Here is a 14945-nt window from a genome sequence, read left to right as displayed (position 1 = left end):
GCGTGTTCAGTCCCTCGCCTCTTCGGTCAAGAAGGTGCTCAGGCTGTCGAGGAGCATGGCGCTGCCCTGCTCGGCCATGTCGCGTTCCTCAGCGGTGTCGCAGGTCTGGCGGAGCACGATCCGGGTCCGCCCGGCCGTACGTCCATCTCGACGGAGCCGGCCACGGCGTAAGCCCACTGGGCGTGCTGCTCGGCAGTGGTCCACGCCCGCACAGGTGGAGGACCGAGCACGCCACGCCGCTCAGGACCAATGTGGCCGCGGTCGAGCCGGTCACCTTCAGGACACGGGTTATCCGGCGTCGAGTTGCCTGACCATGTACTCGACCGCGGCTGTCATCTTGCGCTCCCAGATCTTCTGGGCCGACACGGCGTCTCTCCGTGTGAGGGCGGCCAGGAGGGCGGAGTCGTCGGCGATCATGTCGTCGACCGAGTACGCGTAGTCCAGACCCATCACCGAGATGAAAAATCGGAGCTGCATGGTCAGTCGTCTGAACATCGTGGGGATCCGCCGCATCTCGACGCTGTCGGCGAGCGAGTCCTGGAACCGCAGGTCTGCCTCCCCGGTGGCCCACACGTCGCCGGTCAGGCCTGTCTTCTTCATGTCGCTCAGTGCGCTGCGCACAGGCCCCAGTGACTCCGGCCCCCACCTGATCGCCGCACCGACGATGATGCCGCCGAGCACCCGTCGGGCCGCATAGGTCTCGAGCACGTCATGGACGCTCGGCCTGGGGACCACTGCGCCTCGACCGCTCTCGAGATCCACCAGGCCGTCTGCGGCCAACGACTTCAGCGCATCCCGAATCTGGCCGCGCGAGGCATGAGTGGCGCGTGCCAGTGAGGACTCGGTGACTCGTTCACCGCCGCGGAGTCGGCCCGCCACGATCGCATCGTGTATGGAGGCTGCGACGGTCTCGGCCAGCCGCTGGCTCGGCGACAGGTTCCGGTGCGAGGGCGTGGAAATACGCTGAAGGACTTCCGTGGGGCGCGCGGGGTGTCGCTGTGGCCATATGAAGGGCTCCATCGGTCGTCGAGCCCACTCCCGGACGCTGTGCTGTACGGCTTCAAGTGTGCGCTGTCCCTCGGGGTCGAGCGCTCGCCCGAGGTGCACCAGCAGAGCCTGCCAACGTTCCGCGCCGACGGCCAAGGTCTGGATCTCCGGTCGGCCGTCGAGCCACGACAGGACGCCGGCATCGAGTGGCTCTCGGCACAGCAGGACGATGCGGCCACGGTTCGTCGCGGCCATCGACTTCACGAACGAGGAGAGGTGGCCCGGGGCCGAGCGGGACGCGAGCAGGTCCGCGGCCAGAATCGTCTGAACAGGCAGGCGCACGGGCGACCTCATGGAGAAAGCATGCGGAGCCACCGTGGTCCCGGCTCGACCGTGGCGCCCCGGGCCGTCACGTTCGTCGACTCCCGCCAAGGCGATGACGCTGTTCTTCTGGCTTACGTGCACGCCGACCAGGGCCGAATCCCGGTTCAGCGCGGCGAGGGGGCCGGTTTCAGAGATCAGCCTCGGGTCGAAGGTGCGACCCCACAGCCGTACGACCGCCGACTGGCTCACTCCGGTCGCCCGGGCGATGGTTCGTGAGGTCCATTTCGCTGAAGGAACGAACAAGGGTTCAGCCAGAACGCGGAGGACGACCTCGTCGGAGATCACCGGCGGGCGGCCGGAACGAGCCGCGTCCTCAAGACCGGCCAGACCGCTTTCGAGGAAACGCCCCAGCCATTTGGCCGACGTTCGGCGGCCCACGCGGTGCGCATCGTCGCCGTCCTCCGGAATCGGATCGTCGGAAGCAGCGTCCAGGACGATGCGCGCTCGCGCCGCGAGATAGGAGGGCGTACGCGTCGAGGCCACCAAGCGCTCCAGCGACCGCCGCTGTGGGGGTCTGAGTCTGTCGCCCAATATCCCTCCCGTCACGGACTTATGAATCCAGAATCACCCGCTCGATTGTATGTTCCCGCCGTCTCCCCATGCCCGGGGCGTGAGGTGCACCGTGGGCACTCCTGAGTCGATACGGTGAGCGACCCTGCGGAGCGTGCCGCATGCATTCCCATGACCCTCTGCTGAGCCCGTTCGTCCTGAAGTCGGTCACCCTGAGGAACCGCGTCGTGAGCACGTCCCACGAACCTGCGTACAGCGAGGACGGCCTGCCGAAGGACCGGTACCGCGCCTACCACGTGGAGAAGGCGCGCGGGGGCGTCGGACTGACGATGATCGGGGGCAGCGCGCTGGTGAGCCGGGACAGCGCCCCCGCGTTCGGAAACCTCCAGTTGTGGAAGGACGAGGCCGAGCCGCTCCTTCGCCGGCTGGCCGACGAGGTGCACGAGCAAGGCGCCGCGATCATGACCCAGCTCACGCACCTCGGGCACCGTACGAGCAATTACACACACGACTGGATCCCGGCGATCTCCGCGAGCGATGTTCGGGAACCAGCACACCGGGCCTTCGCCAAGGCCGCCGAGCAGTGGGATCTCGATCGTGTGCTGCGGGACTTCGTCGACACCGCCCAGCGGTGTCAGGCAGCCGGCCTGGACGGTATCGAGCTCATGGCCTACGGGCACTTCCTCGACTCGTTCTGGACCCCGTTCTGGAACCACCGCACCGACGACTACGGAGGTTCGTACGAGAACCGGATGCGCTACCCACTCCAGGTCATCAAGGCCGTTCGCGAGGCGGTGGGGCCCGAGTTCGTCATCGGGGCGCGCATGACCTTCGACGAGGAGCGGCCGGGCGGGCTGGCAACGGAGGAAGCCCTCCGAGTCGCGCAGGACATCACGGACGCGGGTATCGACTTCATCAGCCTCATCAAGGGCTCGATCGGTACCGACGCCGACTTGGCGCGCATGATCCCGCCGATGGGGACGCCGGCATCTCCCCACCTGGAGTTCGCGGGGCAGATCAAGCGGCAGCTCTCCATCCCGGTGATGCACGCCGCGAAGATCGCGGACGTTGCCACGGCGAGGTATGCGATCGCCGAAGGCCTCCTGGACCTCGTCGGCATGACCAGAGCGCTCATGGCGGATCCGGAACTGCCCGACAAGGTCCGTACGGGCCGCGTGGACGAGATCCGTCCGTGTGTCGGCGCGAGCATGTGCATCGACGGCATCTACAACTCCGGTGCGGCGTACTGCATCCACAACCCGTCGACCGGACGGGAGCTGGAGATTCCACAGCGCATCGAGCGCGCGTCGAAGTCGAAGCGCGTAGCGGTCGTCGGCGCCGGCCCCGCGGGGCTCGAGGCCGCGCGGGTGCTGGCGGAGCGGGGACACGAGGTCCGGGTGTACGAGGCAGCCGACAAGGTCGGCGGCCAGCTGCTGCTCGCGTCGCTGGCACCTCGCCGACGTGATCTGCGGGGGATCATCGACTGGCGGAGCTCGGAACTGGCCCGCCTGGGCGTGCCGATCGCGCTGAACAGGTATGTCGAAACAGAGACGCTCCTGCGTGAGGCATGGGACGTGGTGATCATCGCCACAGGCGGCACGCCCGCGGCGCCCGCAGTGCCCGGCGCACACCTCGTGTACGACACCTGGGACGTGCTCGCCGGAGCCAGGCGGGTTCAAGGCCGTGTCGCCGTCTACGACGACCACGGCGGCAACCAGGCGCTCGACGCCGCGGAAGCCTTGGCGCGCGGCGGCGCGACGGTCGAGATCATCACACCCGAACGCACGCTCTCGCCGGACGTCGGCTCGGTCACCGCCGCGGGCTACGTCCACTCGATGGCACAAAGCGGCATAGAAGTCACCCTTCTCAGACGCCTCCACAAGGTCACCAAGGGCGCGGAAGGTCTGACGGTCACGCTCGGCGTGGACGGCTTCGACTTCCGCCAGGAGCGAGTCTTCGACGCCGTCGTCGCGGAAATGGGCACGCAACCGGTGCAGGAGCTCTACGAAGAGCTGGTGCCGAACTCGACGAACCTCGGTGCCGTGGACCTGGGCAGTCTCCTTGGACGCGGACCACAGGCCATGGTGCGCAACCCGGGTGGGCAGTTTCAGCTGTTCCGCATCGGGGATGCGGTCGCCGGCCGGAACGTTCACGCGGCGATGCTCGACGCTGCCCGGCTTTGCCGAGGGATCTGAGCCTCGCGTCAACGTATTCTTCGACCGTGGCTGAGACCGAACTGATGCGGCTTCCCGACATGCCGCTGCACGATCCGTTCATCGTCGCCGACGAGAAGACCCGCGCCTACCACCTCTACACGTCCAACGACCCGTCCGTATCGGGCGTGGACGGCACCGGCACGATGGTCTACCGCAGCCACAACCTGCGCGACTGGATGCGCCCCGTCGTGGTCTTCCTGACCGCCGAGCAGACCGGAATCTGGGCGACCGACGGCGGATGGGCGCCGGAAGTACACGAATGGGGCGGCCAGTACTACCTGTTCACCACGCTGCACAACCAGGACAGGCCGCTCGCGGTACCACCGCCCGACCGATGGGGCACGCCGTTCCAGATCCCGAACTACATGCGCGGCACGATCACCGCCGTTTCCGACTCGCTGCTGGGCCCCTTCACCGCCCTCGACCCGTCACGCCCCGCACCACCCGAGAACCTCATGACCCTCGACGGCACGCTCTACGTCGACCCGTCCGGACAGCCCTGGATGGTGTACGCACACGAGTGGCTGCAGACCATCGACGGAACCATGGAAGCGATCCGGCTGGCTCCCGACCTGTCCCGGACGATCGGAGATCCGGTCTTCCTGTTCAAGGCCTCGGACGCGTTCTGGGTCGGCGAGCAGATCCCCGGCGGCGTACCGCACCAGATCCCGCCCTACATCACCGACGGCCCACAGCTGTACCGCACCCCTGACGGGTCCTTGCTCATGCTGTGGTCGACGTACGAAAAGAACGTGGCAGGCCAGGACGGCACCATCGGCGGCGGCTATGTGCAGACCCATGCCATCTCGAAGTCCGGGAACATCACAGGGCCATGGCAGCAGCACCGGCCGCTGGTCCGGGACGACAGCGGTCACGGCATGCTGTTTCACACCTTCGACGGCCGGCTGATGATGGTCCTCCACCGCCCCTTCGACAACGCGCGAGGGAAGCTGTACGAGATGCAGCTCGTCGGTCACGAGCTACGGGTGCTCGACCGGCGCGCCGACCTCGATGGCGGCGGATGACATCGGCGAGGGCTGCCGGCTACTGGGAACGAAGCACGAAGGGGTCGCCCTGGGGTTCGTCGCTCGTGTTGACCCACACGGACTTCAGGCGGGTGTACTCCTTGATCGTCTCGGTGCCGTGCTCGACACCCATTCCGCTGTTCTTGAATCCCGAACGCGGCGACATCGGCGACATCGCCCGGTAGGTGTTCACCCAGACCGTGCCCGCTTCGAGCGCCGAGGCCATCCGGTGGGCGCGGCCCAGATCCCTGGTCCACACACCGGCGGCGAGCCCGTAGTCGGTGTCGTTGGCGAGCCTCGTCACCTCCTCCTCGGTCTCGAAGGGCATGATCGAGGCAACGGGGCCGAAGATCTCCTCCCGGCTGACCCGCATCCCGTTGTCGGTGCCGACGAAGACGGTCGGCTCGTAGAAGTACCCGCTGAGACCCACGTCGGCCCTGGTGCCGCCGGTGACGACCTGTCCGCCCTCCTTGCGGCCTACCGCGACGTACTCCTCCACCTTGGCGAGCTGGGACGCCATCGCCAGCGGACCCAGTTCGGTCCCGGGCTCCAGGGGGTCGCCGATGCGGATGGTGCGGGCTCGCTCGGCGACGCGCTCGACGGTCTCGTCGTAGACGTCACGGTGTACGAACACCCGGCTGCCTGCGACGCAGGTCTGGCCCGCGGCGGCGAAGATCCCGGCGACGATGCCCATCGAGGCGGAGGCGATGTCGGCGTCCGGGAAGACGATGTTGGGGGATTTGCCGCCGAGTTCGAGGGTGGCCTTGACGAAGCGTTCGCCGCAGGCCCGCGCGATGACCGCTCCGGTGGCGGTGCTCCCCGTGAAGGACATCTTGCGCACCCGGCGGTCCGCGACCAGGGCGCTGCCCGCCTCGGCACCGAACCCGGTCACCACGTTGACGACTCCAGGCCAGAACCCTGACCCGTCGAGCAGTTCCGCCAGTTCGAGCAGCGAGGCGGAGGTGTGCTCCGACGGTTTGACCACCATCGTGTTGCCCGCGGCGAGCGCGGGAGCCAGCTTGGTGGTGGTGAGCATGAGCGGCGAGTTCCAGGGAGTGATGGCGCCGCAGACGCCGACCGGTTCCCGCAGGGTGTAGTTGAGGAGACTGCGCGCCGCCCCCGGGATGACCTCACCGTGGATCTTGTCGGCCAGTCCGGCGAAGTAGTAGAAGTACTCGGGCAGCGCGGCGAGTTGGGCACGCATCTCGCGAAGCAGTTTGCCGTTGTCGAGTGTTTCCGTGCGGGCGAGCGACTCGGCGTTCTCCCCGATCAGGTCTCCGAGGCGACGCAGCAGCCGGCCGCGACGGGTCTGGGACAAGTCGCGCCAGGCCGGGTTCTCGAACGCCTGCTGTGCGGCTGTCACGGCGCGGTCCACGTCGGTGGCGCTGCCCCGCGCCGCCTCGTAGAAGGCCGTCCCGTGCGTCGGGTTGACGCTCTCGAAGTACGCGCCCTCGGCGGGCGCCACGCGTTCGCCGTTGATGAAGTGGTCGCGCCGGGGCAGGTCGGCCGGCTTCCCGCCGGTCGCAGCGGCCTCGCTGTGGACGGTCATGGCGTGATCCTCTCGAAGTGCTCGGTCAGCGCGGCGGCCAGTTCGCGGGGCCGTTCCAGCGGAAGCAGGTGACGAGCTCCTGCCACGATCCTCACGCGGGCGTCGGGGACGGCCGCCGCCAGCCTCCGGGACATGGCCGGGGTCGAGCCCGGGTCCTCGCTCCCGGTGATGGCCAGGACGGGCGCGGTGATCCGGCCGAGGAGCGGGCCGACCTCCTCGTCGCCGGTCGCGAAGACGGTGTAGCAGGCCAGGTAGGAGGCGGGGTCGTTCGCCAGCAGCGTCCTCCGTACCTCCGTGACGAGGTCCGGTTCCCGAAGCCGCCACTCTGGGCTGAACCAGCGTTCCACCGCGCCGTCCGCGGTCACGGCCGGATCGGTGCGCGCCGCCTCCAGCCGTCGGACGACCGCCGCGCGCTCCTGCGGGGTGCGCAGAGCGACGCTGCTCACGAGGGACAGGGTGGCGACGCGCGCCGGGTGGTGGGCCGCGAGGTGAGCCGCCGCGAGGGCGCCCAGCGAGAAGCCCACGAGGTGGACCCGGCCGGCACCGATGTGGTCCAGGACTTCCACGACGTCGTCGGCGAGGTCGCCCAGAGAGGTTCCCGGGTGTGCCGGGGGCGAGTCACCGTGGCCCCGGAGGTCGACCCTGATGACCCGGTGGGCGGCGGAGAGAGCCGGCACGCAGCGCTGCCACATCCTGTGGTCCAGCCCGACGCCGTGCAGGAGCACGACGTCCGGGCCGGTTCCGGTGACGCAGTGGTGGATCACGTCGTCACTGTTCTGTCGACAACGGAGCCAGGCGGGACTGCGGGCGTCCCTGCCCGGCGGCCGCCAGGCCGATGACGATCTCGTGCGCGTGGGGGGCGTCCGCCACCCGGACCTCGATGCTCTGGTGGTGCGAACGGATCGTGGCATCGGTGATGTGCTTGAGAGGCACGTCGAACACGGTGCCTGCGCCCGCACGCTTCTCGACCGCGGGAAGCAGCGTCGTCGCCTCGGCGGCCTTGCGGAAGTGATCGCCGAACTTGAGCGTGTGGATCAGCGCCGAGCCGTGCTCGATCTCTCCGTCGAGCCCGACAATGGCCGCCTTGCCGTAGGCCTCCACCGGGACACCCAGCGCCGCGACGACCCGGGGAGCGAGCAGCCTGCCCAGGTCGGAGGCGGTGGCGTCGATGCCGGGGGCGAGGTCCTCGACGAAGCCCTGTCCTGCCCAGGGGTTGTCGATGACGGCGACGACGACGGCGGTCCGGGCGGGCGGGGCGACGGGGCGGCCCCCTTCCGTGAGGACCTCGTCGACGTAGGTGACGATCTTGCGGACGTTCATCGAACGGTCTCCAGATTCTCGATCTTGTATCGGCTGCGGGGATGGTCCGCCAGCCTCACCTGCGGATCGCTGGAACGGTCCCCGATCCGGGCGTTCGGCCGCCCGCCGGTGGATCCGGCGGCGATGACCACGATCTCGTCGGCACGGGGTGCGTCGGGGACGCGGACGGTGATGGTCTGGTAGTGGGACCGCGTCGCCGCGTGGACCTTGTGCCACATCGGGACGGTGAGCGGCGCCCCGGCCTCGGCCCGCTCGTCGGAGAAGACGATCACCGAACTGCCTTCGGTGATCTCTCTGAAGAGGTTTCCGAAGTACGGCGTGTGGATCAGCGCACCGGCATGCTCCGTCTCACCACCGAGACCGACGATGGCGGCCTTGCCGAACGCCTCGACGCGGTCCGCGCCGCCCAGGGTGCCGAGGAGACGGGACGTCAGTTCGTGCGCCACCAGCGGCGCGACCCTCACCACCTCTTCGTTCAGGTCGGTAACGACACCGCGGCCGCTCCACGGGTTGGTGATGACGGCGGCGACGGCGGCGCGACGCACCGGGGTGGCGACGGGTCTGCCGAGTTCGGTCACCACGTCCTCGACGACCGTGCAGATCCTGCGGACCCGTGCGGTCATCAGCGGGCCCCCGCAGGGGCGTGGCCGGTGCCCGCGGAGCCCGGTGAACCGGCGAAACGCGGCATGACCTTCTCGCTGAACAGTTCGAGGCTGCGCATCGCCTTGCGGTGGTCGAGACCGGGGTGAGTGGTCCAGAGGAACAGGTCCTGCACGTTCAGCTCGTCACGGAGTTCGGCGATCTTCTCCGCGACGTATTCGGGCGTACCGACCAGCTGGTTGCGGCCCTGCAGGAAATCGTAGGTGAGCTCGTGGGCGTCGGTGAGCTCCTCACCGTACTCCATCAGGTTCGACAGCCCCCGCCAGTGACAGACCCACCGGTAGGTGTTCATCACGGCCTCTTCGAAGCCGGCGCGCGCCTCCTCCATGGTGTCGGCGACGAAGACGTCCCGGACGAGTCCGATGCCCTCGCCGAGCGCGAACTCCCGGCCGGCGGCCTCGCTGGCCGCGTCGCGGTAGAGCTCGAAGCGGCCCTTGAGGGCCGACACCGGAGGAAGCCAGAAGATGCCCTTGACCCCGTTGCGAGCGGCCCACTCGATGGAGGGGGGCGTGTCGATGACCTGCCACAGCGGAAGCTGCGGCTGCAGCGGACGCGGCGTCACCATCATCTTGGAGATGACACCGTCGTCCATGAAGTCGGGTGACGGCGGGGACAGGGGGTGGTTCCACTTCACACCAGGAGCGGGGAACTCGAAGAACTCGCCCTTGTGGGAGAAGAACTCACCGGTCCAGGCGGCCTTGAGCACCTCGAGGGTCTCCTGGAAGAGCGCCCTGTTGCGCTGCTGGTCGCGCGGGTCGGCCACCGGGTTGAGGTTCAGTGCCTCGCGGCCGTAGAGACCGCGTCCGACACCGACCTCGAGCCTTCCGCCCGAGAGCTGGTCGAGCAGCGCGAGGTCCTCGGCAAGACGCAGCGGGTGCCAGAAGGTGACGATGCTCGCGGCCTGACCGATACGGATGCGCGAGGTCCGGGCCGCGATGTCGACACCCATGAGCACCGGGTTGGGAGTGAGCTCCTGACCTTCGTGGCCGAAGTGGTGCTCCGTGTACCAGATGGACCAGAAGCCCGCGCGGTCGGCGGCGACGGCGAATTCCCGCGCCTCGTCCATGAGCTGGTGGTAGTCGGCGAGACGACCCGGGGCGCCCATCCCATGAAAGATCGAGAAGCGCATCTGCGTGTTCCTTCCAGTACGGACGAGCCTTGACCGGGCCGAAAACGCTGACATACCAAGCGACCCAGTCGCGCCCTGTGGCATACAAGAGAAGGTAGGCGGGGACCAACAAAGGAGTCAACCCATCCAGCCGGTCACCTCCAACCGGCACATCTTTCAGCACCCCATACGCCTGCATACAGCTAAAAAACGCCCATCTCCAGGGCGAGGGAAATGCATGCAGCGCCACTTCTTGACAGCGACCTGTGGCATACCTAACGTCCACTGGCATGCAAGCAGCTCTGGCTTGACTGCTGCCACAGTGCGCAAGGAGCGACCCATGCCCAGTCACACCACGGAGCAACCCGACACCCCCGAGCCGAGAACGGCATCCGCGCTGCCGGACTCCACGCAGGCCGACGCCGCTTCCACACCTCATCCGGAGAAAGGCCGACTGGGCTCGGTCTTCTGGACCTCGGTCTGTATCGCAGCCCTCTTCGTCGTCTGGGCCATGCTGTTCACCGACAGCCTCACCGACGTGACGAACAGCTCCCTGAACTGGGTCACCAAGTCGTTCGGCTGGACCTACCTCGTGGTGACGCTGGCCCTTCTGATCTTCCTGGTCTTCCTCGCGTTCAGCCCGGCCGGCGACATGCGGCTGGGCAAGGACCACGACCGTCCCGAGTTCTCCACACCCGCCTGGTTCGCGATGATCCTCAGCGCGGTCATGGGCATCGGCCTTGTTTCGTACGGTGTCGCCGAGCCCATCTCGCACTTCGCCACACCACCGCATGGTCTGGCCGAGCCGGGGACGCCCGAGGCCGCGATCCGGGCGATGCAGTACTCCTACTTCGACTGGGGACTGCACGCGTGGGCGATCTTCGCGGTGTTCGGCCTGGGGATCGCCTACTCGACCTTCCGCAAGGGCCGTCGCGCGCTGGTCAGCCAGCTCTTCCACCCGCTGCTCGGTGAGCGGGTGAACGGGCCCATCGGCAAGGCCATTGACGTTCTCGCGGTGTTCGCGACGCTCTTCGGCACCACGACGTCGCTGGGCCTCGGCGCCCTGCAGGTCAACAACGGTCTCGGCTCACTGTTCGGAGTTCCCGTCAACTCCGTCAGCCAGGTCTTGATCATCTCCCTCGTCACCGCCGTCTTCACGCTGTCGGCCGTGACCGGCGTCAGCAAGGGGATCAAGCTCCTCAGCCAGGGCAGCACGATCCTCGGCATCGCGCTCTTCGTCTTCATCCTCGTCGTCGGCCCGACGGTGTTCCTGGCCAATCTGTACATCGAGTCCGTGGGCACCTGGGCCTCCGACTTCTTCCGGATGAGCCTGCAGGGCACCGCCTTCGGCGGCCTCGACTGGATGCAGTGGTGGACCTACTTCATGATGGCCTGGTGGGTGTCCTGGGGGGCCTTCGTCGGGGTCTTCCTGGCCCGCATCTCCCGCGGTCGCACCATTCGCGGCTTCATCATGGGGGTGCTCGTCGTCCCCACGGTCGTGTTCTTCACCTGGTTCACGGTGTTCGGCGGCACCGCCATCCATGTCGACATGTTCGAAAAGGGCACGATAGCCAAGCAGACCGCGGCGGACATCAACAGCGCGTTCTTCGCGACCCTCGACCACTTCCCGTTCGCGACCGTGACATCGGCGGTCGCCATCGTGCTGGTCGTGATGTTCTTCGTCTCGGGCGCGGACGCGAACACGTATGTGCTCAGCATGATGACCTCGGGCGGTTCACTCAATCCCCACCGCCGGGTCCTCGTCCTGTGGGGCGTGCTGACCGGCCTCACGGCCATCGCCCTCTTGCTCGCCGGTGGCCTGAACGCCCTGCAGAACACGGTGATCGTCACCTCGGCACCATTCCTTGTGATCATCGCGGGCCTGGCGGTCTCCTTCTGGAAGGAGCTGGCCGGCGACCGCCGGGCGGCGGAACAGGCCCTCGAGGACGGGAAGTTCGCCTTGGAGCACGGCACTGGGAGAGACGAGGAAGCGGTCCACGCCGGACCGACGACCACTCCCTCATCCCACTGACACCGGTCAAAGGCCGGTCACCCAGGCCGCAGCCCTCACCCTCAGGAGGAAACGACATGTCCGGCGACATCCGCAGAACGCGGGTCATCGAGGCCTGGGCTGCGGCCTGGGACCGCGGCGAGGTCGACACTCTCGACAGCCTGCTCAGCCCCGACTACCGCCGACGTAGTTCGCCGGCCGAGGAGGGCCAGTCGCTGCGTGAGTTCAAGGCATCGATCCTCGCGGCACGCTCGGCGTTCCCCGATCTCGTCACGGTCATCGACGAGATCGTGGCGGAGGGCGATCGTCTGGCGGTGCGTTGGCACAGCACCGGCCGGCACGAGGGTTCCTTCCTCGGCGTACCGCCGACGGGCCGGTCCGTCGAAGTGGACGGGGCCACCTTCGCCCGCTTCGAGGACGACCTGGTGGTCGAGGAGTACGTCACCTGGGACCCTCGTGCGCTCCTCGCCGCACTCGGCATCATCACGGTCGGGGAGGACCGGTGACCCTCCCCACGACTCCTGACGAGGCTCCTGTGAACACACTCCGCACCACGCCCGGCCAAGAAGTGATGAAGCAGGTCAACCGGCGGTTCGTCACCGGGGTGACGGTGGTGACCGCCATGGACGGTGACCACCCCAGAGGGCTGGCGGTGAACGCGTTCGCCAGCATCTCCCTCGACCCGCCGACGGTGATGGTGTGCGTGCAGCGCACCTCTTCGACGTACGAGTGTCTGTTCCGAGCCTCCCATCTCGCGATCAACATCCTGTCGGCCGAGCAGCTGGACGTCGTCAAACGCTTCGCTGCCAAGTCCGACGACAAGTTCAGCGGTCTCGACTGGGAGCCCGGCCGGTTCCGCAGCCCGTTGATCGGCCGCAGCAGCGCCCGGATGGAGGTGGAGATCCGCGAGCGCCTTCAGGCCAGCACCCACACCGTCTTCGTCTGCCGCGTCGTGGACGCGGAGATCAGCGACCGGACACCGATGATCTACAGCGCCGGGGGGTTCTTCGACGGCGGTGCACTCAGCGCTCTAGGTTGATGCCATGCACGGAGCCGATCGAGGGAAGGCCAGATGAGCAAGGCGAAGCAGGCGACCGACAACGGGAGTATGCAGGGCCGCGTGATCACTGAGATGCGTCGCCGCATCATCAGCGGTGAACTCCCGGCCGGAGGCAGCCTGTCGGAGATCGCACTGGCGGAGTCCTTCGGCGTCAGCCGCACACCGGTTCGCGAGGCACTCAAGCAGTTGCAGACCGAGGGGCTGGTCGAGATCCGGCCTCGCGTGGGGACCTTCGTCACCGCACCCTCGCGCCGCGAGATCACCGAGTTGTTCGAGATGAAGGAGCTGCTCGAAGGCGCGGCCGCGAGGCTGCTGGCGCGGCGGGGGCGGGTGCCCGAGCTCGCCCGCCTCGAGGAGAACCTCGCCGAGGCCGACGCCGCCGTCGAGGCCGACGACAAAGAGCGCTACGCCGAGCTCGTCGAGGAGTTCCACGACCTGCTGATCACCGGTGCCGACAACGCCAAGCTCGAAGCGCACTACCGCATCCTCATGAACCAGCTGGCCTACTCCCGGCTCGTGAAGACCTCGCTCAGCCAGCCCGGCCGTGCCCTGCAGTCCGACCGCGAGCACCACAACGTCCTCGAGCTGATCATCGCCAAGGACGGTGACAGTGCGGAGCGGGTGATGCGCGACCACGTCCGCGCGAGCCGACTGGCTCTCATGGCAGGTCTCGACGCCATGGGCAACGCCTGACACACGCGCCGGACGGCGCAGTCATTGCCGGTTGACGCACGGTGATGAGCGGGGGCCGCGGATCCCGGAGCGGGCGGGATGCCTTGGGCATTTCTCAGTGGTGAAGAACCATCAGGTCTGGCCGCTCGAGGAACCGGGCGATGTCGCGCAGGACGAGCGAACCGAGCTCGCCGTCGACGAGGCGGTGGTCGAACGACAAGGCGAGGGTCGCGGTGTCGCGCAGCCGTATGCGTCCCTTGTGTTCCCACGGCGTTCGCCGCACCTGGCCGAAGCAGAGGATCGCTGCTTCGCCGGGGTTGAGGATCGGTGTTCCACCGTCGATCCCGAACACACCGATGTTGGTGATCGTGAACGTCCCGTTCCTCATCCGCTCGGGCGGCGTCTTGCCGGCACGGGCCTGATCGATGAGGTCGGTGAGCGCCAGGGCGATCTCACGCAGGGAGAGCCGCTGGGCCGCGGCGATGTTGGGGACGACGAGCCCTCTCGGCGTCGCCGCGGCGACGCCGAGATTGACGTCGGAGTACTGGACGATCTCACCGGCCGCGGCGTCCCACTTCGCATTGATCTCGGGATGCCGCGCGATAGCGGTCAACGCCGCCTTGATGACGAGACACAGCGGTGTCAGGCGCACACCCTCGAACGCCTTGTCGGCGCGTGCTCTCTCCAGCAGTTTGAGGGACCGCGTCACGTCGGCGGTGACCCATTCCGTGACGTGCGGAGCGGTGAAGGCGCTCTCGGCCATGGCCTGAGCGGTGTGCTTGCGCACTCCGCGAATCGGCGTGCGCACCACGTCGTCCCGGGGGAGGTCCGGGGCGTTCAGCGCGGTTGCCCGCTGCCCGGCGAGGCGGTGAACATCCTCGCGCGTGACGCGTCCCGACGGGCCTGTGGCAGGCACGAGGCGCAAGTCGACTCCGAGGTCGCGGGCGAGCTTGCGCACCGGCGGGGTGGCGAGGGACTGGGTGGAAGGTGTGACGGCCTGCAGCTCGGGCTTCCGCTTTCGCGGGCGTCGCGCTGTCTGCGCGTGCGCCGGCCCGTAGCCGACCAGGACGGGCTCGCGGGCGGGGGCGGACGGCTGGTCGGCCTGGGCAGGCGGATCGACGGGCTCTTGTTGTGTGGCGTCGAGTCTGGGCGCCGCCGCCTGCGGGCCCGCCTGCGGGGCGCTGTCGTCCTCGACCTCGAACGTGATGATCGGCGCACCGACGGCTACCGCCTCGCCGGCGGCACAGAGGACATCGGCGACGGTCCCGGCGTACGGGCTGGGCAGCTCCACCACTGCCTTCGCCGTCTCGATCTCCACGATGATGTCGTTGACGCCGACCGGGTCGCCGGGTCCCACGTGCCACTCGAGGATCTCGGCCTCGGTCAGGCCCTCGCAGACATCGGGGAGATGGAAGTGCTTGGTTGCGAGCATCGTGTTCTCCA

Annotated in this window: 13 protein-coding genes and 1 pseudogene; 6 read left to right on the top strand and 8 right to left on the bottom strand. The window is 68.1% G+C overall.

Features of this window, described 5'->3' with window-relative positions:
* Nucleotides 1-6 precede the first annotated feature (6 nt).
* A pseudogene (locus FGD71_RS46455) lies at nucleotides 7-209 on the bottom strand (hypothetical protein); the annotation flags it as partial.
* Nucleotides 210-288: 79 nt separating this feature from the next.
* The gene (locus tag FGD71_RS46450; protein ID WP_140936070.1) at nucleotides 289-1854 is read right to left on the bottom strand and encodes a GntR family transcriptional regulator; all 1566 of its coding nucleotides are present in this window, start codon (nucleotides 1852-1854) and stop codon (nucleotides 289-291) included.
* Between the two features lie 188 nt (nucleotides 1855-2042).
* On the opposite strand from FGD71_RS46450, the gene FGD71_RS46445 reads away from it, so the two are divergent.
* Nucleotides 2043-4076, top strand: a complete 2034-nt coding sequence (locus FGD71_RS46445) for an oxidoreductase (RefSeq protein WP_119106670.1) — start codon at nucleotides 2043-2045, stop codon at nucleotides 4074-4076.
* 44 nt (nucleotides 4077-4120) lie between these two features.
* Entirely contained in the window at nucleotides 4121-5122 is a 1002-nt protein-coding gene (locus FGD71_RS46440; RefSeq protein ID WP_119106686.1) for a glycoside hydrolase family 43 protein, read from the top strand.
* A gap of 19 nt (nucleotides 5123-5141) precedes the next feature.
* Here FGD71_RS46440 and FGD71_RS46435 read toward each other — a convergent pair whose 3' ends face one another.
* Genes FGD71_RS46435 through FGD71_RS46415 form a run of 5 tightly spaced genes read right to left on the bottom strand, consistent with a single transcriptional unit; the run spans nucleotide 5142 to nucleotide 9780 of the window.
* Nucleotides 5142-6671 (bottom strand): aldehyde dehydrogenase, encoded by a 1530-nt coding sequence (locus tag FGD71_RS46435; protein WP_119106669.1) that lies wholly within the window; start codon nucleotides 6669-6671, stop codon nucleotides 5142-5144.
* Nucleotides 6668-7435: an alpha/beta fold hydrolase gene (locus FGD71_RS46430; protein WP_240437102.1), complete on the bottom strand. Its 768-nt coding sequence runs from the start codon at nucleotides 7433-7435 to the stop codon at nucleotides 6668-6670. Before FGD71_RS46430 ends, FGD71_RS46435 begins: the two co-directional genes overlap by 4 nt.
* A gap of 4 nt (nucleotides 7436-7439) precedes the next feature.
* Nucleotides 7440-7991, bottom strand: coding sequence for an amino acid synthesis family protein (locus tag FGD71_RS46425; RefSeq protein WP_119106668.1), 552 nt, complete (start codon nucleotides 7989-7991; stop codon nucleotides 7440-7442).
* Nucleotides 7988-8614: an amino acid synthesis family protein gene (locus tag FGD71_RS46420; protein ID WP_119106667.1), complete on the bottom strand. Its 627-nt coding sequence runs from the start codon at nucleotides 8612-8614 to the stop codon at nucleotides 7988-7990. The genes FGD71_RS46425 and FGD71_RS46420 overlap by 4 nt, the downstream gene beginning before the upstream one ends.
* Nucleotides 8614-9780, bottom strand: coding sequence for an LLM class flavin-dependent oxidoreductase (locus tag FGD71_RS46415; protein WP_119106666.1), 1167 nt, complete (start codon nucleotides 9778-9780; stop codon nucleotides 8614-8616). Before FGD71_RS46415 ends, FGD71_RS46420 begins: the two co-directional genes overlap by 1 nt.
* A gap of 319 nt (nucleotides 9781-10099) precedes the next feature.
* On the opposite strand from FGD71_RS46415, the gene FGD71_RS46410 reads away from it, so the two are divergent.
* The 4 genes from FGD71_RS46410 to FGD71_RS46395 all read left to right on the top strand — a co-directional run bounded on the left by FGD71_RS46410 (nucleotide 10100) and on the right by FGD71_RS46395 (nucleotide 13523).
* Complete coding sequence (locus tag FGD71_RS46410) at nucleotides 10100-11791, top strand: BCCT family transporter (protein WP_119106665.1); 1692 nt, start codon at nucleotides 10100-10102, stop codon at nucleotides 11789-11791.
* A gap of 56 nt (nucleotides 11792-11847) precedes the next feature.
* A complete protein-coding gene (locus FGD71_RS46405) occupies nucleotides 11848-12276 on the top strand; it encodes an ester cyclase (RefSeq protein ID WP_119106664.1) in 429 nt (142 codons plus the stop codon).
* 65 nt (nucleotides 12277-12341) lie between these two features.
* Nucleotides 12342-12809: a flavin reductase family protein gene (locus FGD71_RS46400; RefSeq protein WP_119106684.1), complete on the top strand. Its 468-nt coding sequence runs from the start codon at nucleotides 12342-12344 to the stop codon at nucleotides 12807-12809.
* A gap of 33 nt (nucleotides 12810-12842) precedes the next feature.
* On the top strand, nucleotides 12843-13523 hold the full coding sequence (locus tag FGD71_RS46395) for a GntR family transcriptional regulator (RefSeq protein ID WP_240437100.1): 681 nt from the start codon (nucleotides 12843-12845) through the stop codon (nucleotides 13521-13523).
* Nucleotides 13524-13617: 94 nt separating this feature from the next.
* Here FGD71_RS46395 and FGD71_RS46390 read toward each other — a convergent pair whose 3' ends face one another.
* Nucleotides 13618-14934, bottom strand: a complete 1317-nt coding sequence (locus tag FGD71_RS46390) for a dihydrolipoamide acetyltransferase family protein (protein ID WP_119106663.1) — start codon at nucleotides 14932-14934, stop codon at nucleotides 13618-13620.
* Nucleotides 14935-14945: the final 11 nt, after the last annotated feature.

It is taken from the genome of Streptomyces sporangiiformans, from assembly GCF_005768555.2.
GTDB classification, from domain to species: Bacteria; Actinomycetota; Actinomycetes; order Streptomycetales; family Streptomycetaceae; genus Streptomyces; species Streptomyces sporangiiformans.
The sequence above is the reverse complement of the archived record's forward strand: the minus strand, read 5'-3'. Positions and strand labels throughout refer to the sequence as shown.

What these genes read in the sequence shown, in the direction of transcription:
- FGD71_RS46445 (WP_119106670.1), top strand. Translation starts at nt 2,043, where the DNA reads ATGCATTCCCATGACCCTCTGCTGAGCCCGTTCGTCCTGAAGTCGGTC.
- FGD71_RS46440 (WP_119106686.1), top strand. Translation starts at nt 4,121, where the DNA reads ATGCGGCTTCCCGACATGCCGCTGCACGATCCGTTCATCGTCGCCGAC.
- FGD71_RS46435 (WP_119106669.1), bottom strand. Translation starts at nt 6,671, where the DNA reads ATGACCGTCCACAGCGAGGCCGCTGCGACCGGCGGGAAGCCGGCCGAC.
- FGD71_RS46425 (WP_119106668.1), bottom strand. Translation starts at nt 7,991, where the DNA reads ATGAACGTCCGCAAGATCGTCACCTACGTCGACGAGGTCCTCACGGAA.
- FGD71_RS46420 (WP_119106667.1), bottom strand. Translation starts at nt 8,614, where the DNA reads ATGACCGCACGGGTCCGCAGGATCTGCACGGTCGTCGAGGACGTGGTG.
- FGD71_RS46415 (WP_119106666.1), bottom strand. Translation starts at nt 9,780, where the DNA reads ATGCGCTTCTCGATCTTTCATGGGATGGGCGCCCCGGGTCGTCTCGCC.
- FGD71_RS46410 (WP_119106665.1), top strand. Translation starts at nt 10,100, where the DNA reads ATGCCCAGTCACACCACGGAGCAACCCGACACCCCCGAGCCGAGAACG.
- FGD71_RS46405 (WP_119106664.1), top strand. Translation starts at nt 11,848, where the DNA reads ATGTCCGGCGACATCCGCAGAACGCGGGTCATCGAGGCCTGGGCTGCG.
- FGD71_RS46400 (WP_119106684.1), top strand. Translation starts at nt 12,342, where the DNA reads ATGAAGCAGGTCAACCGGCGGTTCGTCACCGGGGTGACGGTGGTGACC.
- FGD71_RS46395 (WP_240437100.1), top strand. Translation starts at nt 12,843, where the DNA reads ATGAGCAAGGCGAAGCAGGCGACCGACAACGGGAGTATGCAGGGCCGC.
- FGD71_RS46390 (WP_119106663.1), bottom strand. Translation starts at nt 14,934, where the DNA reads ATGCTCGCAACCAAGCACTTCCATCTCCCCGATGTCTGCGAGGGCCTG.